Origin of the sequence: Cypionkella psychrotolerans, assembly GCF_001294535.1 — a bacterium.
Taxonomy (GTDB): Bacteria; Pseudomonadota; Alphaproteobacteria; order Rhodobacterales; family Rhodobacteraceae; genus Cypionkella; species Cypionkella psychrotolerans.
Window position 1 is genome coordinate 15,386 of record NZ_LGIC01000088.1, and the last position, 18,336, is coordinate 33,721.

Consider the following 18,336-nt stretch of genomic DNA (forward strand, 5'->3'; position numbering starts at 1 on the left):
ATGTTAGCATGTTACAGCTCGATGACGCCTTCTCACAAGACCCGATCGCGGATAATCCCCGCTTGCAACCGCTTGAAGCGTTCTCTGGATCGCTGGGCGCGAAGGTCTATCAAACGCTGCGGCAGGCGATTTTATCGCTGAGTTACCGCCCCGGTGAAATTCTGCGCAAGCCCGAGATTTGCGCGGAATTGGGGGTGTCGCGCAGCCCGGTGTCGGATGCGGTGGCGCGGCTGGCGGGGGAAGGGCTGGTCGATGTGGTGCCGCAAGCGGGCACCTATGTGGCGCGATTCTCGATGGCCGAAATCCGCGAGGGCGCGTTTCTGCGTGAGGCGATTGAGTTGCAGGCGATCGAGCTGGTGGCCGACAGCATAAGCGATGAGCAGTTGGTGACCTTGCGGCGCAATATCACCGTGCAGGCGGCGCTGCTGGCCGATGGCGATTTTCCGGGGTTTTATCAACTCGATGGCGAGATGCACGAGTTGATCCGCAGCTTTACCGGCTTTCGCAAGCTGTCGGCGGTGGCAGAAACCGCTTGGGTGCATGTCGAACGCGCGCGGCGGTTGGTGCTGCCGGTGGATGGGAGGGTGGCGGCGACTTTGGAAGAGCACCGCGCGATTCTGTCGGCATTGGAGGCGCGTGATCCGCAGGCAGCGCGGGCGGCGATGCGGCTGCATTTGCGGAAATTGGTGACCTATCTGGAGCCATTGGAGCGCAGCCACCCGGAGTTGTTTAATCCTTAACGCGCGATCTCGCTGCGGGCGTGGGACCGGGGGCACCCCCCCGCGTGGCGCAGGGCCGCTTTCCCCGCGGGATATTTGTGCATAGAGGATGAAGTTTTTAGGTAGATTTTAGTCAAACCGGAGCGTCCGGGTGCAGCAGGCCTTGTGCCTTCAGATCGGCCCAGAGAGCGGGCGGAATCTCGGTCTGTGCTGCGGTGACGTTGCTGTCCATTTCGGCCACACCCTGACCGCCGGGGATGTTTGAGATCACCGCTGGATGGAGCAAAGGAAACTGAAAGGCGGCATCGACGAGGCGGACGCCATGGGTTTGGCAGGCGGCTTGCAGGGCGGTGACGCGGGCGAGAATGTGGTCTGGCGCGGGGTCGTAGTTATAGAACGCGCCGGGTTTTGGCCCGGTGGCGAGGATGCCGGAGTTGTAGGGGCCTCCGATGATGATACCGACGCCGCGTTTTGTGGCGAGCGGCAGGAAGCTCGCGAGGGGGGCTTGTTCGAGCAGCGTATAGCGGCCCGCGAGCAGGAACAGGTCGAAATCGCCGCGCTCGAGCAGCCATTGGCAGGGTTGCCATTCGTTGACGCCCGCGCCGAAGGCTTTGATCACGCCTTGGTCACGCAATTCGATCAGGGCGCGGTAGCCGCCGGACATGAACTCGGACAGTTTGGCGTCAAGACCGGATTGCGAGCGATGGTTGGTGACGTCGAGATCATGGGCGTAGAGCACGTCGATGCGGTCCAGTCCCGTGCGTTCGAGCGAGGCGTCAAGCGAGCGCATCACGCCGTCATAGCTGTAATCGTAGACCTCATTGCGCGCGGGCACCTCGAACCATTTGCCCATACCGTCACGCTGATCGGGCGGGCAGGGGCGCAGATGGCGGCCGATTTTGGTTGAGATAACATAGCTGTCACGGGGCTTGCTGCGCAGGAAATGGTTCAGCCGGGTCTCGGACAGGCCCAGACCGTATAGGGGTGCGGTGTCGAAGTAGCGCACGCCAGCCTCCCAAGCGCGGGTCAGCACGGCTTGGGCGTCGGCTTCGGAAATCGCGCGGTAGAGGTTGCCGATTGGCGCGGCACCAAAGCCTAGTTCGGTGAAGTTCAACCCGCCATTGCCCAAACGATCCCAGTGTCTGATCCGCATCTTCGTCCCCTCAATTTTCACTGACATGCTAGTATGTTCTGCCTTCCCGGCCAATGGCTTTCGCGCTAGCCTTTGCAAAACGGGAGGGTTTTTATGACACGCTTTGCGCAGGTGTTTGGGGCGAAGAAGCCGGTGATTGCGATGGTGCATCTGGGGGCAATGCCAGGAACGCCGCTGCATGATCCCGAGGCCGGGGTGGAGGGGATCATCGCCGGGGCCTTGGCGGATTTGGCGGCGCTGCAGGCGGCGGGCTTTGATGCGGTGATGTTTGGCAATGAGAATGACCGACCCTATGAATTGAAGGTCGATCAGGCCAGCACGGTGACGATGGGCTATGTGATAGGCCGCCTGCACAGCCAGATCACGGTGCCGTTTGGGGTGAATGTTTTGTGGGACCCGATGGCGACGATGGCTTTGGCGGCGGCGACGGGGGCGGCTTTCGTGCGGGAGATTTTCACCGGCACTTATGCCAGCGATATGGGGGTTTGGGCACCGGATGCCGGGGCGGCTTTGCGCTATGGTCAGCGGATTGGCGCGGGCGGTGTGGCGAAATTGTATAACGTTTCGGCAGAGTTCGCTGGATCTTTGGATCCGCGCAGCTTGCCGGATCGGGCGCGTTCGGCGGTGTTTTCTTCGATCCCCGACGCGGTGCTGGTGTCGGGAGCGATCACTGGCGAAGCTGCGAAGATGGTCGATCTGGAGGCGGTGAAGCGGGTATTGCCCAATACGCCCGTGCTCGCGAATACGGGCGTCAAGCATGACACCGTGGCAGAGGTGCTGCGGGTGGCGGATGGTTGCATCGTCGGCTCGGCGTTGAAGCAGGGCGGCGATACTTGGGCGGCGGTGGACCCTGCGCGGGCGCGGGATTTCATGGACCGCGTGCGCGCGGTGCGGGGGGCATGATGCGGGCGCTTTTGACCGAATTGATGCTGGTCCCCGGTCTGTCGGGCTATGAGGAGCGGGTGGCGGGCTGCATCGGGCGGCATCTCGATGGCTTGGGGATCGCGCATCGCAGCGACCGTTTGGGCAATCTGATCGCGACCTTGCCGGGTGATCCGGAGGCACCCTCGGTGATGGTGTTCACCCATATGGATCAGTTGGGCTTTATTATCCGCAAGGTCGAGGAGTCTGGCCTGATCCGGCTGGAGAGATTGGGCGGAGTGCCGGAACGCGCTTTGGCCGCGCAGGCGGTGCTGATCTGCACCGAACAGGGCGATCTGCCGGGGCTGATTGCCAACAAAAGCCACCACGCCACGACACCGGACGAAAAATACCGGGTGGTGCCCTATGCGGAACTTTACGTCGATGCGGGTTTCGCCAGCCGTGCCGAAGCCGAGGCGGCAGGGGTGAAAATTGGCTGCCCGGTGGTCTATCTGCCGCGCGTGATTGACCTCGCGGGCGAGCGTTTGGCGGGCACCTCGGTCGATGATCGCGCGGGCTGTGCGGCGCTGATTGATCTGGGGCGACGTCTGGTGGGGCGGAAATCAGGCCCGACGGTGCATCTGGTCTGGTCGGTGCAAGAGGAATACAACCTGCGCGGCGTGTTGCCTGCGGCGACCGCCTGCGCGCCGGATATTGCCCTGCAGATTGATCTGCTGCTGGCCTGTGACACCCCGGATATGACCCAGCGCGGCGAAGTGACTTTGGGCGGAGGGCCGGGAATTTCGCTGTATTCTTTCCACGGACGCGGCACCTTGAACGGGGTTATTCCGCATCCAGCATTGGTGAAGCTGTTCGAGGCTGCGGCCGAGGCGCGCGGACTGCCGCTGCAACGCTCGGCCCATACCGGGGCGCTGACCGATCTGTCTTATATTCAGTTCATGGGGACCGAAGGGGTTGCCTGTTTGGATGTGGGATTTCCGATGCGTTACAGTCACTCCGCTCTGGAAGTGCTGGATATGGCTGATCTTTCGGGGATGGTCGACTTGTTGGAACAAGCTTTGTCGCAGATTGGTCCGGGCTTTGATCTGAGCCGGAGGCCGCGATGAGCTACACCCTCGGCGTCGACATTGGCACGTTTGAGACCAAAGGCGTGCTGGTAGATGCCTCGGGTGTCATCGTCGCACAAGCCACGCGGTCGCATAAAATGCTGGTGCCGCAGTCTGGCTGGGCGGAGCATCGCGCTGAAGAAGATTGGTGGGGTGATTTTGTTTTTGTTACCAAGGTGTTGTTGGTAGAATCTCAGGTAAAACCTGAAGACATTGTGGCGGTGGCCTGCTCGGCCATTGGCCCCTGTATGCTGCCGGTGGACGCGTCAGGCAAGCCTTTGATGAATGGCGTGCTCTACGGCGTGGACACGCGGGCGGCGGCGCAGATCACCGAGCTGACCGAAAAGATTGGTGCTGATCTGATCATGGCGCGCTGCGGCAATGCACTGACCTCGCAATCGGTGGGGCCGAAGATTTTGTGGCTGAAACAAGAGCGCCCCGAGATTTACGCCCAAACCGCGATGGTGCTGTCGGCGACGCCATATCTGACATGGAAGCTGACCGGGGACTATGTGATCGACCATTATACGGCGGCGAATTTCTCGCCACTGTATGATGTGAACCGCTTGGCTTGGACGGATGAACTCGCCGCCGATATCCTGCCGTTGAACCGCCTGCCGCGTCTTGCGTGGAGCACCGAAATTGCGGGCCATGTGACGGCGCAAGCGGCGGCGGAAACCGGGTTGGCCGTGGGGACGCCGGTGACAGTTGGCACGATTGATGCGGCGGCAGAGGCGGTTTCGGTGGGGGTGAAAGACCCGGGCGAAATGATGATGATGTATGGCTCGACCATCTTCATCATCCAACTCACGGCGCTTCCAGTGCGCGACCCTCGGATGTGGTACGCGCCGTGGCTTTATCCCGGCCAGCACGCGTCGATGGCGGGGTTAGCTACCTCGGGCACACTGACGCATTGGTTTCGCGATCAGTTTGCCCGCGACTTGGGTGAGAGGGCGTTTGGGATTTTGGCGCGCGAGGCGGCGGCCAGCCCGAAAGGGGCGAAGGGGCTGCTGTGCCTGCCGTATTTCTCAGGGGAACGCACGCCGATTCATGATCCGCAGGCGGTGGGGGCGTTCTTTGGGCTAAACCTGACTCATAGCCGAGGCGATCTGTTCCGCGCGGTGTTGGAGGGGATCGCGTCGGGGACGGCGCATGTGATGGAGGTGTGTCGCGAATTGGGGGCGGAACCTGTGCGGGTGCTCGCGGTCGGCGGTGGCACCAAGAATGCGGTCTGGATGCAGGCCACCTCCGATCTGGGCGGGGTGCCGCAGATTGTGGCGGAAAAGACCATCGGCGCGAGTTATGGCGATGCGTTTTTAGCGGCGGTGGCGGTGGGGCGAGTGTTGCCGGAGGAAATCGCTGAGTGGAACCCGGTTGCGCGGGTGGTGCAGCCTTTGGCCGAAGCGGTCTATGCGCGGCAATATCCGTTGTGGAAGCGGCTCTATCAGCAAACTCGCGATATTGCGCAGGAATTGGGGGGCGGGGCGTGAAGGACTTGATGCGGGGGGCGCTGGCGGAATTGGCGGCGGTGGCGGATCGGGTGAATCAGGTGGCGGTGGAGGCGGCTTGCGCGCGGATTTTGGGCGCGCGCCGGGTGATGCTCTATGGCTGCGGGCGTGAGGGGCTGATGATGCGGGCGCTGGCGATGCGGCTGTATCATCTCGGGGTGGCGGTCTCGATGCAGGGCGACCTGACCGCGCCGCCTTTGGGGGTGGGGGATTTGTTTTTCGCCGCTTGTGGGCCGGGGGAGCTATCGACTGTCACGGCTTTGGCGGGAGTGGCGCGGGCGGCTGGGGCGGGGGTTTTGATGGTGACAGCGGAGGCTTCGGGGGCCTCGCTCGCGCTGGCGGATCAGGTTTTGGTGATTCCGGCGCAGACGATGGCGCGGGATGTAGGCGGGGATTCGGTGCTGCCGATGGGGTCGCTGTTTGAGGGGGCGATGTTTTTGGTGTTTGAAATTATGGTGCTGCGGCTGCGGCAGATGAAAGGTGAGGCTGCGGAAGCGATGCGGGCGCGGCATACCAATATGGAGTGATGTCCACGCGTGGACAGTGTCGGCATCTTAGGGAAATCAATAGGTTAGAGTGGTGTTATTCACCCTTCGTTAACCTGTGCTCCGGGGGGCAGATTTCAAGTCGGATCGGCTTTGATAGGTGGTGGACCCTCCGGGGGGAGTATTTCAAAAAGAGCAAATATGGGTTCTTTGCATTGCTCTTTTTGAAATACTCCCGCGCGGCGCGCTCCTGCGCCAGCCAAAGGATCAGGCGTTTTTCGCCAGCAGTGCGTCGATCTCGGCGCGGGACGGCATCGAAGGGGCTGTGCCTGCGCGGGTGACCGAAATCCCTGCCGTGGCGCAGCCGAAACGCACCGCTTCCACCATGTCGCGGCCTTCTGACAGGGCGACTGCAAAGCCGCCGTTGAAGGCGTCGCCTGCGCCGGTGGTTTCCACGACTTTGCCTGCCGACATCACGGGGACGTGGACGGAGCGGGTGCGGTCGCGGTAGAGCGCGCCTTTGTCACCGAGAGTCATCACCACGGCACCGACGCCGCGGCCCAGCAAAGCGTCGGCCGCGATTTCCGCTTCGGAAATCGTTGTCACAGGGAGCCCCGTCAGGGCCTCGGTCTCGGTTTCATTCGGGGTGACGTAATCGCAGAGGGCCAGAATGTCATCGCCCAAGGTCGCTGCGGGGGCGGGGTTGAGGATGGTGGTGACGCCAGCGGCACGGGCGATTTCCAGCGCGCGTTTGGCGGCGGGGATCGGTTGTTCCAACTGCGTCACGAAGATCGCGGCAGAGCGGATCAGATCGGCTTTTTCTTCAACGTCTTGCACCGAGACGCGGCCAGCGGCACCGGGGGATACGATGATGGCGTTGTTGCCAGTGGCTTCTTCGATGAAGATATAGGCCGCCCCGGTGTAGCTTTCGGCGTCGATTTTTACTTCCGGGATCACGCCCGCCTTCGCCCAGGTGGAGCGCGCGATTTCGGCGAAGGCGTCATCGCCGAGGCGGGTGATGAAATGGGTTTTACCGCCCGCCATCGCGGCAGCGACGGCTTGGTTGGAGCCTTTTCCGCCCGGCCCCAAGACGAAGGAATTGCCCAAGATCGTCTCGCCCATTTTGGGCTGACGGGCGGCGCGATAGGCGGTGTCGGCAACGAAAATGCCAAGGATAACAATCGGTTTTGCGGCTTTATTCATCTCATTTGACCTCTGGCGGGATCACGCCTTTACGGAACATGAAGCAGCCGTAGAAGCGGCGCTCTCCGGTTTGGATCACCGCATAGGCCTCGCGGGCGATGTCGTAGAAGGCGAAACGCTCGATGGAGATCATCGGGCGATCAGAGCCTTCGGCGGCGTTGATTTCGGCTTGGACCTCGGCTTGCACCGCGGGGATTTCATCGGGGCTGCCTACGACTTCCATGCGGCCCGCGAAATCGGCCACGAAAGTGTCGAGCGGATAGACCGAGAGGATCGCTTGGGCCGCTTCGGCGCAGGTAAGGTTTTCCATCCTGAGCAGTTTGCCCGTGACCGTGGCGCGGGCCACCGAATCCGACGGGAAATTGGTATCAGCCAAGATCAGCACATCGCCGTGGCCCATCGCGCGCAGGCAATGCAGCACTTCCGCGTTCAAGCGCGGGTCAATTCCTTTGAGCATGGTGCCCTCCCTTTTGCGGCTAATGTGCTGGATTTCCGCGAAGGGTCAAGCCAGCCTTTGCCCGCTGGCTTTGTCGAAGATATGCGATTGGGTGGCGTCGGGGGCGAGGGTGATGCTTTCGCCGGGGCGGAAGCTGACACGCTCGCGGAATACGGCGGTGACTTCGCGGCTTGGGGTTCGCACGACGACATGGGTTTCTGAGCCTGTGGGTTCCACCACGGCGATGGTGCCTTTCAGACCTTCACTGCCTGCGGTGAAGGTCTCGGGACGCACACCGTAGACGATCTTTTGGCCCTCGGTCGCGGTCGATCCGGGCGGCAAAGCCAGTCGCGCGCCGTCCACATCAACCATGCCGCCTTTCACCACACCGTCGATCAGGTTCATCGAGGGTGAGCCGATGAAAGAGGCGACGAAGATATTGGCGGGACGGTCGTAAAGTTCCAAGGGTGCGCCGACTTGTTCGATGCGGCCGCCCTGCATGACGACGATTTTATCGGCCATGGTCATCGCTTCGATCTGATCGTGGGTCACATAGACAGTGGTGGTTTTCAGGCGCTGGTGCAGTTCTTTGATCTCGGTCCGCATTTGCACCCGCAGTTTGGCGTCGAGGTTGGAGAGCGGCTCGTCAAACAGGAACACTTTGGGGTCACGCACGATGGCGCGGCCCATGGCGACACGCTGGCGCTGCCCACCCGAAAGCGCGCGTGGGAAGCGGTCGAGATAGGGGGTGAGGCCAAGAATTTCGCCCGCCCGCTCGACCTTCTGGCGAATCGCACCGGCCTCCATACCGCGCATTTTCAGCGCAAAGCCCATGTTGGCGGCGACGGTTTTATGCGGGTAAAGCGCGTAGTTCTGGAACACCATGGCGATGTCGCGCTCGGACGGCGGCAGGTTGTTGACGCGGGCGGTGCCGATGCTGATATCGCCTGCCGAAATCTCCTCCAGCCCCGCTAGCATGCGTAAAAGCGTGGACTTGCCGCAGCCGGAGGGGCCGACGAGCACCACGAACTCGCCATCCTTGATATCCAAGTTCAGGCCATGAATCACCTGCACCCCGCCATAAGCCTTGCGCAGATCGCGGATTGTGACTTCAGCCATGTGGTTCCCCCTCGTTGTTGCCGCAAGAATAGTCACGCCGGGGGGCGCTGTCTATCTGCTGATCATACTAACATGTTAGAATCTTGACAGGGGCATTGCCACAGGCCAAGCTAAGGCCAAGGAAGGTGTTTGCGGTGGGAGGGGAGGCCTGCATGCAGGGTGTGCCGGACGGGCCACCGGGTTCCAAAAGTTTAGCGGTTCCAAAGTTTCGACAGATAACAGCTCGGCGGTCTTTGACCGCGCAAGGGCAAAAAGGGAGGAGACGTCTTGAAAGTAGAACTTTATCAGGCCGCAGTTCAGGCCACGCTCAGCCGCCGTCGCATGTTGCAAGGGGCGACGGCGCTGACCGCACTCGCGGTGATGCCGAAGGTGATGGGCTATGGCCCCGCCATGGCACAAGATTCGGTGCGCGCACAGATTTTGCAAATTCCGGGTGTGGGCAAAGGCTCGCCCACCGATGCGGATTGGCAGAAGGTCGGCGAGATGTGTCTGGCTGAGACCAAGGCCAATGTGGCCGAGGGCGAGTTTGCAGGCGTCGAGCTGGCGTTCTTCGGCATCAATAACAACGGCTTGCACAACATCCTGTTCCGGGGCCTGTTGAAGGGCTGGGAGGCTTACACTGGCGCCAAGATCAACTGGATTGACCTTGCGCAGGCTGATTATAACCCGCGTCTGCAGCAAAGTATCGCCACCGGAACGGTCGATTTCGACATTCTCGCGATGGGTGCGCCGCTGGAGGGCGATACCGCCAGCAAAGGCCTGCTGGATGAGATGCCGGATTGGGTCAAGACCCAGATCGACATGGATGATTATGTGAACTACCTGAAGGCTCCGGTTGGGACATGGGATGGCAAGACCTACCGGATCTCGATCGACGGTGACTGCCATACCTTCGCCTATCGGACCGATTATTTCGGTGAGGGCGCTATTTCTGGCATGGCTGAGCCGCCGAAGACCTGGCAAGAGGTCAACGCCTATTCCAAGGCGATCGTCGGCAAGACCGATCCGCTGACCGGGCAGCCAGCGATTGGCTATCTGGACCCGTTGAAGGGCTGGGGCGGCTTTGGCTTCTACTTCCTTGAGAACCGCGCGGCGGCTTATGTGAAGCATCCGTCCGATCCGGCTTGGCTGTTCGATCCTGAAACGATGAAACCGCGCGTCAACAATCCGGGTTGGGTGCAGGCCATTCAAGACGTGATGGACCTGATCGCAACCCCGGGTGCTTATCCGGCAGACCAGATCAACGCCGATCCGGGCACTACAGCGTTCTCGCAATTCCTTGCCGGCACCGGGTCCAGCCTGATGTGGTGGGGCGATGTGGGGTCCAACGCGCGCACGTCGGATACTTCGGTGGTCGGTGACGTGGTGGGCTTTGGCATCAACCGCGGTTCCGACAAGGTCTATAACGCCAAAACCTCGGCTTGGGAGGAGACCTATAACGAGTCGCCGAACATGGCCTTCCTCGGTTGGGGCGTCTATGTGACCAACCGCGTCTCGGCGGATGAGAAAAAGCGCAAGGCGGCGTGGTCGGCGGCGGCGCATCTGGGTGGCAAGGATATTTCGCTGTGGATGGCGGCCTATCCTTCGGGCTTCCAACCCTACCGCAACAGCCAGTTCCAATACGACGAATGGGTGGCCGCAGGCTATGACAAGGCGTTCATCGAGGATTACCTCGGCTCGAACCTTGACAGCTATAACCACCCCAACGCCGCGATTGAACCGCGTATCCCCGGCATCTTCCAATACTATTCGGTCGCCGAGGATGAACTCGCCAAGGGCTATTCCGGCCAATACAAATCGGCACAGGAAACCGCTGATGCGATTGCGGCGGCTTGGGAGAAAATCACCGACCAGATCGGCCGTGACAGCCAGATTGCGCTGTATAAGGCCAGCTTGGGGATGTGATTTCGGCGTGGTGGTGGGGTGAAACCCTCACCCTACGATAATCGCATAGGGATTTTTAACCTTATGCTGGCATGACTGAGGGTGCGCATGGCTTGCGCACCCTAATTTTCCCAAGCGGGGCGATGCGGTGAGCAGTTCAGGCGATCTTCTACACGTTGTCAGCAATGACAATATCTCGGATCAGCGTCGCGCGCTGGGGCGGGGCATCATCTGGGGCTCGGCGGCGTTGATGGCGCTGGTGGCTTTGGTGCAGCTTTTGCAGGTGCAGGGTCTGCATGACTTCGGCCTGACGAGTTGGCGGCCAACGCTTTACGCTTATATCTTCTGGGCGATTTGCCTCAGCTGGGGGCAGGTTTTGCTGCATGGTGAGCATGGCAAGCGTACTTTGTTCGTGCTGCCTGCGGCGTTGTTTGTGATCTCGCTGACGGTGTTTCCGTTGCTGTTCGGCTTGGTGATTGCGTTTTCCGATTGGAACCTATCGAGCCCGGATGGCCGGCATTTTAACGGACTGACCAATGTGCGGCAGATGTGGGCCGATCCGTTCTACTGGAACGCGCTACTGAACATGGTCTGGTATGTGCTTGCGATCCTTGTGGAATATGCGATTGCCTTCGGGCTGGCTTTGGCTTTGAACGCCGAGATCCGGGCGCGGAAGTTCTTCCGGGTGGCGTTTCTGCTGCCGTTGATGCTGAGCCCCGTGGCGGTCAGTTGGATGATCGGCAAGTCGATGCTGGAGGCGCGGTTTGGCCCGGTCGCGCGGTTGGCGCGGTTTCTGGGCTGGGAGACGCCGTCGTTCTTTGGCACCCCCGGCGTGGCTAAGGCAACGATCATGCTGATGGATGCGTGGACCTTCATTCCGTTTATGATGATCATGATTTTGGCGGGCTTGCAGGCGATCCCGAAAGAGTTGAACGAGGCGGCCAAGGTCGATGGCGCGAATGGCTGGCGGGCGTTTTGGGAGGTCACGTTCCCGATGATGCTGCCAGTGTCGATCACCGCCATCCTGATCCGGATTATCTTCAAGCTGAAGCTGGCCGATATCGTGATTGCAGTCACGTCCGGTGGGCCGGGCGGGGCGACCGATACGGTGACTTCGTTCATTTTCCGTGAGTATAGGGACCGCTCGAACGTCGGCTACGGCACGCTTCTGGCGATGTTCTATTTGGTGCTGATCATCATCGTGATGACGATTTTGATGAAGCTTGCGGATCGGTTTGCGAGGCCCCGGACATGAGTAAAGCTGGCATGAGTGAGGCCAATATGAACGGGCAGATTTTCAAGGATTCGGCCGCCGACCGCAGCTTTCGCCCAAAATGGTTCACCGGGCGGCTGTTCGTTTATGGCCTGCTGATCCTGTGGGCATTTATCTGTTTATTTCCAATCTATTGGACGCTGACCACCAGCTTCAAAATGGCCCCCGACGTGATGAAGGGCAATCTGATACCGTGGCTTGATTTCACTCCGAAATGGCTGGGTTGGAAGTCTTTGGGTCTGTCGCCCGATACGATTGGCGCCGATAGCACGGTGCGCGATGAGTTTATGAAGCGCTTCACCAATTCGGCGATCACCTCGGTGACATCCTCGGTTCTGGCGGTGATGCTGGGGTCGCTGGCGGCTTATGGGTTGAGCCGCTTTAACTATAAATTCCTGTGGATGGGCAATAGCGACATTTCATTCTTTTTCCTAAGCCAGTTGATCCTGCCGCCGGTAGTTTTGGCGCTGCCGATGCTGGTGCTGTATAAAGAACTGGCGCTGCTGGATACGCGCATCGGCTTGATTTTGCTCTATACCCTGTCGGTGCTGCCGATCGTGATCTGGATCATGCGCGACCAGTTTTCCTCTATTCCGACCGAGTTGGAGGAGGCGGCATTGGTCGATGGCCTGTCGATCTGGGGCGCGTTTATCACCATCATTCTGCCGATTGCATTGCCGGGGATGGTGGCGGCGTTCATTCTGTCACTGGTGCTGACGTGGAACGAGTATTTCTTCGCGGCGCTGCTGACCTCAACCCATGCCAACACTTTGCCGGTGATGGTGGCCTCGCAAACCGGGTCACAGGGGATTTCGTGGTGGTCGATGGCGGCGCTGTCGTGGGCCGCGATCTTGCCGCTTATTGTGATCGGCGTGGTGCTGGAGCGCTATATTATCAAGGGCATGGCGGCTGGGGCGATTAAGTAATGCTCAAAGGCATTGATCGACATCTGTCGGCGGAACTGGTGCATGTGCTGATGCTGATGGGGCATGGTGACGCGCTGGTGATCTGCGATGTGAACCATCCGGCGGCGACGATTGCGGCGAAGACCACGCATGGCCGGGTGGTGGATATGGTCGGCTGTGATATTCCGATAGGGCTGGCCGCGATCCTGACACTGATGCCGCTGGATACATTTGTGGATACGCCTGTCGCGCGGATGCAGGTGGTCGGCGATGCGGGGGCTGAGATGCCGATATTCGGGTTGGTGCAGGGCGTGATTGACGCCGCCGAGGGGCGAGCGGTGCCGATGCAAGCGCTGGAGCGGTTTGCGTTTTATGAGGCCGCCGGGCGCGCCTTTGCCATCGTGCGCACCTCTGATCCGGGGCCCTATGGTTGCTTTATCCTGAAGAAGGGCGTGGTGGATTTGGCGCGGCTTTAGACCCAGATTTGGTTAGGGTCGGGCAGTGGGATCGCGTCTAGCAGATCGCGGGTATAAGCTGCTTGCGGGTTAGCGAACAGCTCGGCGGTGGCGGCATTTTCCACGATCTGACCTTGGTGCAGCACGAGGATGCGGGTGCAGAGACGGCGGATCACGCTTAGGTCGTGGCTGATGAAAGCCAGTGTCAGGCCAAGATCTTTCACCAAGGATTCCAGCAGGTTGAGAATTTGTGCTTGGCTGGAAACATCAAGGCCAGAGACGATCTCATCCGCCAGAATGAACTCGGGTTTCAACGCAATGGCGCGGGCGATGCCGATGCGCTGGCGTTGACCACCCGAGAGTTCATGCGGGAAGCGCGCGGCGAAAGCGCGGGGCAGGCCGACGTGATCAAGCGCCTCAAAAGCCCGCTGTTTGGGATTGTTAAAGTCGTGCAAAGACAGCGGGGCGGCGATGATTTGGCCGATACGGTGGCGCGGATTGAGGCTGCTCATCGGGTCTTGGAAGATCATCTGAAAGCGGCGGCGCAGCGGGCGTAAGTCACGTTCGGTGAGGTGGGTGATATCTTGGCCGTCGAACTTTATCGTGCCGCCCGAGGGCTCTAGCAGGCGCACCAAAGCGCGGCCAAGCGTGGATTTGCCGGAACCGGAACCGCCGACGATGCCAAGGATTTCGCCTTTTGGGATGCTGAAGCTGAGCCCCTTGAGGATTTCGAGCCGGGGTGCCGCCCCGACCAGCGGTTTTTGTGTCATATCGGCCAGTGACAGCCGCAAATTATCAATTTGGTAAAGGTTTGGGGGGTAGATTTCAGACATGCGCGCTCCGATCTGCGGCTTCGACTTCGGCGCGGGTGGCTGCGATCACGGCATCGGACACCGGGGTCAGGCTGCCGTCGGGGTCGGTGTATTTGGGAGTCGCGGCCAGCAGAGCGCGGGAATAGGGGTGTTTGGGGGCATGAAAGAATTCAGGGATCGTGCTGTCTTCCAGCACATAGCCCGCATAAAGCACCGACAGGCTTTGGCACACCTTGGAGACCACGCCCAGATCATGGGTGACAAACAGCAAAGCGGTGCCGTGGCGGGCCTGCATCGCGGCGATCAACTTCAGGATTTGCTTTTGCACGGTGACATCAAGGGCTGTGGTCGGCTCATCGGCGATGATCAGTTTGGGTTCGGCAGCAAAGGCGGATGCGATCAGGATGCGTTGCCGCATCCCGCCGGAAAGTTCATGCGGATAGCTGCGCATCACCCGCTCGGGGTCGGGGATTTGCACCTCGGCCAAAAGATCACGGGCGCGTTTTTCGGCATCGGCGCGGCTCCAGTGCAGGATATCGACCAGACGGTTGGTGATCTGCGGCCCGATGCGGCGCGACGGGTTCAGCGCGGTCAGCGGGTCTTGCGGAATCAACGCACATTTCGCCCCGATCAAAGTGCGGCGCTGTGCGGCGGGCAGGGCGAGCAGATCGGTGCCGTCAAGGATGATTTGCCCGCCGGTGATCTCTACCGATTGCGGCAGGGTGCCAAGAATAGCTTTGCCGATCATCGACTTACCCGCGCCGGACTCGCCGACCAGACCGCGCACCTCGCCGGCGGCCACCTCCAGCGACACCCGGCGCAGGATTTGATCGGGCCGGCCTTTCAGGCGGGCCGAGAGATTGCGGATCGAAAGGTAGCTCATCGCAGCACCGGATCGAAGCGGTCTTTCAGCCCTTCGCCCAGTTGCGAAAAGCTTAATACGGTCAGGAACAACGTGATCAGCGGGAACACCAGAACCCACCAGGCCTGGTGGATGCTGGCGCGACCTTCGGCGATCATGCCGCCCCAGGTGGGGTCATCGGTGGAGATGGACAGGTTGACGAACGACAGGATGGCTTCGACGATGATGGAAATCCCCATTTCAAGCGTAAGCAGAACGACGATGGTGGGCAGCACGTTGGGCAGAATCTCGGTGACCATGGTCGACAGCCGGGTGCGGCCCGCGACTTGGGCGGAGGCGACGTAATCCATCGCACCTTGGGTCATCGCTTCGGCCCGGATCACGCGGGCGAAGCGGGTCCAATCGATCACCACGATGGCGATGATGATCGAGGTCAGGCTGGGGCCAAGTACAGCGATGAGCAGGATCGAGAACAGAACCGGCGGGAAGGCCATCCAGATATCAATCGCGCGGCTGATCAGGATATCGACCCAACCGCGCAGAAATCCGGCGAGCAGGCCCATGGTGGCGCCGATGATGCAGGTGATTGTTCCGGCTGTCAGAGCCACGGTCAGGGCCAGTCGCGCGCCATAGAGGATGCGGCTGAGCACGTCGCGGCCTAGGGAGTCAGTGCCGAGAAGATAGCCAGGCTCGTGCCCCTGCAGCCAGAACGGCGGCAACTGACCTAGGAACAGGTCTTGGGCGAGCGGGTCTTTCGGCGCGATCAGCGGCGCGCAGATGGCGGCAAGCGTCAGCAGGGTTAGCCATGTGGCTGACAAAACCAGCCGCGCGGGCAGTTTGCGCCTGATCGCGCTGCGTCCGTCAAGCATGGCGCAACCTCGGGTTCAAAGCGGCATAAGTCAGGTCTACCAATAGGTTAACTCCGGTGAAGATCACCGCGAACAGGATGACGATGCCTTGGATCAGCGGCAGATCGCGGTTGATCACCGCATCAATCGCCATATTGCCGAGGCCCTCGTAGGAAAACAGCCGCTCGATGATAACCGTGCCACCGATCAAGAAGGTGAACTGCACGCCGACCAGCGTCAGGGTCGGCAGGATGGCATTCGGCAGCGCCTCGCGCAGGATGACATGGGTTTCTGAATAGCCCTTGGTGCGGGCAAGGGTGACGTAATCCAAATGCATGGTCTCTTTAAGCGATTGTTTAAGAAGTTGGCTGATGATGGCCGCAAGGGGAATCGCAAGGGCCAGGGCCGGCATGAACATATGGGCTGCGATATCCAGCCATAGATCGAAGCGCAGGCGCAGTAGGGATTCGGTCAGGTAGAAATTTGTGCTGAACGGCAGGGGGAGTGAGGGGGTGACGCGGCCCGAGATGTGAAAGATCGGGATCAGCACGCCGAAGGCAAGGATCAGGATCAGCCCCCAAAGGAAATCGGGCACCGACAGCGCCATGCCATTGCCGATGTCTATCGCGGCTTCGGTTTTGCTGCCGCGCAGGCGGGTGCCTGTCAGCGCCATGAAACCGCCGATGATGATGGCGATGATCAGCGCCATCACCGAAAGCTCTAAAGTCGCGGGGAGGCGGCTGAGCACCAGCTGCAACACCGGTTGTTTGGTGGTGATCGAGGTGCCAAAATCACCTTGCACCACACCGGACAACCAGATCAGAAATTGCTGCGGGATGGATTTATCCAGCCCGTAAAGCGCTGTCAGCCGGGCGACATCTGCCTCGGTCGCGCCGGGGGGAAGCATCATGGCGATCGGGTTGCCGGGCACCACGCGGATGACGAAAAACACGATCACTGCCACGCCTGCCAGCGTGATCAGGGTGGTGCATAATCGCAGAAGCACCGATTGGAGAAATTGCATAGGCGGGGGCTTCCTAGGTGGTCGTGCAGGGATCAAACGGTTTCGACTGCTTTTTCAGGAACGGAACTATCCCGTAGGGGGACTGGGGGACGCGAAGTCCCCCAGCCGTTGACAGGAAAGTTAAGCGAAATCAGCTACGCCCGCTTCATCAGATAGGGCAGCAGCGCCCCAGAGGCATGTGGCGTCACGACAACGCCCTTGGCCGACAGGATCGGCTGCACATATTGCAGCAGCGGGATCACCAGCGCGTTCTCGGCGATGAAAGCGTCGACCTTTTTCCAGCCGTCGATGCGCTTTGCCTCATCCTTTTCGCCCCAGAGCGGGCCGATCATGTCGATCAGATCCTTGCCATCCCAGACCGAATGTGGGCTTGGGCCGAACATCGCAAACCCGGTTGAAGTGGTCGGATCGCCTACCGAATTGCCCCAGTTGTAGAAGGCGGCGGGGGCGAGTTGGTCTGCGGCGCGCAGTTCATAGTGCTTGGCGATCTCGTAGACCTCGATCTCGGCCTCAATGCCAACCTTGCGCCACAACCCGACGATGGCTTGGATCATCTCATAGTCTTTGGGTTTGAAGCCCTTGGTGGTTTGAATTTTGAATTTCACCGGATTATCAATGGAATAACCCGAGTCCGCCAACAGTTTCACCGCCAGATCAGGATCGTAGGGTACCTTGATGCTGGCATCATAGGCGTCGTATTGCGGGGTTTCCAGCGTATCAATCGCCACGCCGTAACCCTTGAGCAGACGGTCGATGATGGTCTGTTTGTCGATGGCATGGGCGGCGGCTTTGCGCACATTCGGGTCCAGCATCACCTCGATATCGTTGAGGAAAATCATGCCGATGTCGGAAATTGGTGTTGCGGTTCCGGTCAGCGTGGCCTTCAGGCGGTCATATTCCTCGTATGGCACCTCCAAAGTGACATGGGAATTGCCGGATTCGACCTCGGCCACGCGGGCGGCGGCGTCGGTGACGAATTTGATCGTAACGGTTTCAAACTCCGGCTTGCCGCCCCAGTAATTCGCGTTGGCTTTCAGCCGCACGAAGGCGTCGCGCTCAAATTTCTCCACCATATAGGGGCCAGAGCCGATCGGGGCAGCCTCAAAGCCTTCGGCGCCAACCTTGGTGTAATAGGCTTTCGGCAGCACATAACCGGTCAGGAAATACATCCATTTGAAGATGGTGGGGTCGAATTGCGCGACATCGGCCAGCACTTTGTTGCCCTCAACGCGGTGATTGGTCAGCGTGCCCCAGACAAACTGGATCGGGCTGCCAGTGGCCGGATCGGCGACACGGGCAAGGCTCCACGCCACATCTTCCGCGGTGAGGGGCGAGCCATCATGCCATGTCACGCCGTCGCGGACGGTCATCCAGACTTGGGTTTTGTCGTCATTCCAGCCCCATTCAGTCAGAATGCCGGGGGCTGGTTTCAGATCGGGTTGTTGCAGAATGTATTGGTCAAACACCGACTGATAGATGCCCTGAATCGTCGGATTAACCGCCGAAGGCCCGGTCGTCGGATCCCAGGCGGGCAGGTTGACGTTATAGGCGATCACCAGTTCTGCGATGGCCTGCGCACGAAGCGGCAGGCTGAAGGCCGCAAGCGCGACACTCGCGGCGGAGAGTTGTAAAAGCGCACGACGGTTGAGTTTCATAGCAATT

Annotated in this window: 18 protein-coding genes; 9 read left to right on the top strand and 9 right to left on the bottom strand. The window is 60.4% G+C overall.

Annotated features, from left to right (window positions below; translation table 11 throughout):
* The first annotated feature begins 8 nt into the window (after nucleotides 1-8).
* Complete coding sequence (locus AKV04_RS22670) at nucleotides 9-740, top strand: GntR family transcriptional regulator (protein WP_054008687.1); 732 nt, start codon at nucleotides 9-11, stop codon at nucleotides 738-740.
* A 112-nt stretch (nucleotides 741-852) separates the two neighbouring features.
* Here AKV04_RS22670 and AKV04_RS22675 read toward each other — a convergent pair whose 3' ends face one another.
* On the bottom strand, nucleotides 853-1,872 hold the full coding sequence (locus AKV04_RS22675; protein ID WP_054008814.1) for an aldo/keto reductase: 1,020 nt from the start codon (nucleotides 1,870-1,872) through the stop codon (nucleotides 853-855).
* A 93-nt stretch (nucleotides 1,873-1,965) separates the two neighbouring features.
* On the opposite strand from AKV04_RS22675, the gene AKV04_RS22680 reads away from it, so the two are divergent.
* From AKV04_RS22680 to AKV04_RS22695, 4 genes are read left to right on the top strand one after another with little or no spacing between them, the layout of a single operon-like run.
* Complete coding sequence (locus tag AKV04_RS22680; RefSeq protein ID WP_054008688.1) at nucleotides 1,966-2,775, top strand: BtpA/SgcQ family protein; 810 nt, start codon at nucleotides 1,966-1,968, stop codon at nucleotides 2,773-2,775.
* On the top strand, nucleotides 2,775-3,860 hold the full coding sequence (locus AKV04_RS22685) for a M42 family metallopeptidase (RefSeq protein WP_235815743.1): 1,086 nt from the start codon (nucleotides 2,775-2,777) through the stop codon (nucleotides 3,858-3,860). The genes AKV04_RS22680 and AKV04_RS22685 overlap by 1 nt, the downstream gene beginning before the upstream one ends.
* Nucleotides 3,857-5,350: an FGGY-family carbohydrate kinase gene (locus tag AKV04_RS22690; protein WP_054008690.1), complete on the top strand. Its 1,494-nt coding sequence runs from the start codon at nucleotides 3,857-3,859 to the stop codon at nucleotides 5,348-5,350. The genes AKV04_RS22685 and AKV04_RS22690 overlap by 4 nt, the downstream gene beginning before the upstream one ends.
* The gene (locus tag AKV04_RS22695) at nucleotides 5,347-5,895 is read left to right on the top strand and encodes a phosphoheptose isomerase family protein (protein WP_202905672.1); all 549 of its coding nucleotides are present in this window, start codon (nucleotides 5,347-5,349) and stop codon (nucleotides 5,893-5,895) included. Before AKV04_RS22690 ends, AKV04_RS22695 begins: the two co-directional genes overlap by 4 nt.
* A 225-nt stretch (nucleotides 5,896-6,120) precedes the next feature.
* Here AKV04_RS22695 and AKV04_RS22700 read toward each other — a convergent pair whose 3' ends face one another.
* From AKV04_RS22700 to AKV04_RS22710, 3 genes are read right to left on the bottom strand one after another with little or no spacing between them, the layout of a single operon-like run.
* Nucleotides 6,121-7,056: a ribokinase gene (locus AKV04_RS22700; protein WP_054008691.1), complete on the bottom strand. Its 936-nt coding sequence runs from the start codon at nucleotides 7,054-7,056 to the stop codon at nucleotides 6,121-6,123.
* 1 nt (nucleotide 7,057) lies between these two features.
* A complete protein-coding gene (locus AKV04_RS22705; RefSeq protein WP_054008692.1) occupies nucleotides 7,058-7,513 on the bottom strand; it encodes an RbsD/FucU family protein in 456 nt (151 codons plus the stop codon).
* Nucleotides 7,514-7,558: 45 nt separating this feature from the next.
* Nucleotides 7,559-8,611, bottom strand: coding sequence for an ABC transporter ATP-binding protein (locus AKV04_RS22710; RefSeq protein ID WP_054008693.1), 1,053 nt, complete (start codon nucleotides 8,609-8,611; stop codon nucleotides 7,559-7,561).
* Between the two features lie 267 nt (nucleotides 8,612-8,878).
* On the opposite strand from AKV04_RS22710, the gene AKV04_RS22715 reads away from it, so the two are divergent.
* The 4 genes from AKV04_RS22715 to AKV04_RS22730 all read left to right on the top strand — a co-directional run bounded on the left by AKV04_RS22715 (nucleotide 8,879) and on the right by AKV04_RS22730 (nucleotide 13,149).
* Nucleotides 8,879-10,516 (top strand): extracellular solute-binding protein, encoded by a 1,638-nt coding sequence (locus tag AKV04_RS22715; RefSeq protein ID WP_054008694.1) that lies wholly within the window; start codon nucleotides 8,879-8,881, stop codon nucleotides 10,514-10,516.
* Nucleotides 10,517-10,643: 127 nt separating this feature from the next.
* The gene (locus AKV04_RS22720; RefSeq protein ID WP_054008695.1) at nucleotides 10,644-11,750 is read left to right on the top strand and encodes a carbohydrate ABC transporter permease; all 1,107 of its coding nucleotides are present in this window, start codon (nucleotides 10,644-10,646) and stop codon (nucleotides 11,748-11,750) included.
* Nucleotides 11,747-12,694, top strand: coding sequence for a carbohydrate ABC transporter permease (locus AKV04_RS22725; protein ID WP_235815744.1), 948 nt, complete (start codon nucleotides 11,747-11,749; stop codon nucleotides 12,692-12,694). Before AKV04_RS22720 ends, AKV04_RS22725 begins: the two co-directional genes overlap by 4 nt.
* A complete protein-coding gene (locus AKV04_RS22730) occupies nucleotides 12,694-13,149 on the top strand; it encodes an RbsD/FucU family protein (protein WP_054008696.1) in 456 nt (151 codons plus the stop codon). The genes AKV04_RS22725 and AKV04_RS22730 overlap by 1 nt, the downstream gene beginning before the upstream one ends.
* Here AKV04_RS22730 and AKV04_RS22735 read toward each other — a convergent pair.
* The 5 genes from AKV04_RS22735 to AKV04_RS22755 all read right to left on the bottom strand — a co-directional run bounded on the left by AKV04_RS22735 (nucleotide 13,146) and on the right by AKV04_RS22755 (nucleotide 18,329).
* Nucleotides 13,146-13,961 (bottom strand): ATP-binding cassette domain-containing protein, encoded by an 816-nt coding sequence (locus AKV04_RS22735; RefSeq protein WP_054008697.1) that lies wholly within the window; start codon nucleotides 13,959-13,961, stop codon nucleotides 13,146-13,148. The genes AKV04_RS22730 and AKV04_RS22735 overlap by 4 nt on opposite strands.
* Nucleotides 13,954-14,823 carry an ABC transporter ATP-binding protein gene (locus AKV04_RS22740; protein ID WP_054008698.1) on the bottom strand — a complete coding sequence of 290 codons (870 nt, stop codon included), beginning with the start codon at nucleotides 14,821-14,823 and terminating at the stop codon, nucleotides 13,954-13,956. The genes AKV04_RS22735 and AKV04_RS22740 overlap by 8 nt, the downstream gene beginning before the upstream one ends.
* Entirely contained in the window at nucleotides 14,820-15,671 is an 852-nt protein-coding gene (locus AKV04_RS22745; protein WP_054008699.1) for an ABC transporter permease, read from the bottom strand. Before AKV04_RS22745 ends, AKV04_RS22740 begins: the two co-directional genes overlap by 4 nt.
* The gene (locus AKV04_RS22750; RefSeq protein ID WP_054008700.1) at nucleotides 15,664-16,674 is read right to left on the bottom strand and encodes an ABC transporter permease; all 1,011 of its coding nucleotides are present in this window, start codon (nucleotides 16,672-16,674) and stop codon (nucleotides 15,664-15,666) included. The genes AKV04_RS22745 and AKV04_RS22750 overlap by 8 nt, the downstream gene beginning before the upstream one ends.
* 134 nt (nucleotides 16,675-16,808) lie before the next feature.
* Entirely contained in the window at nucleotides 16,809-18,329 is a 1,521-nt protein-coding gene (locus AKV04_RS22755) for an ABC transporter substrate-binding protein (RefSeq protein ID WP_054008701.1), read from the bottom strand.
* Nucleotides 18,330-18,336 lie beyond the last annotated feature (7 nt).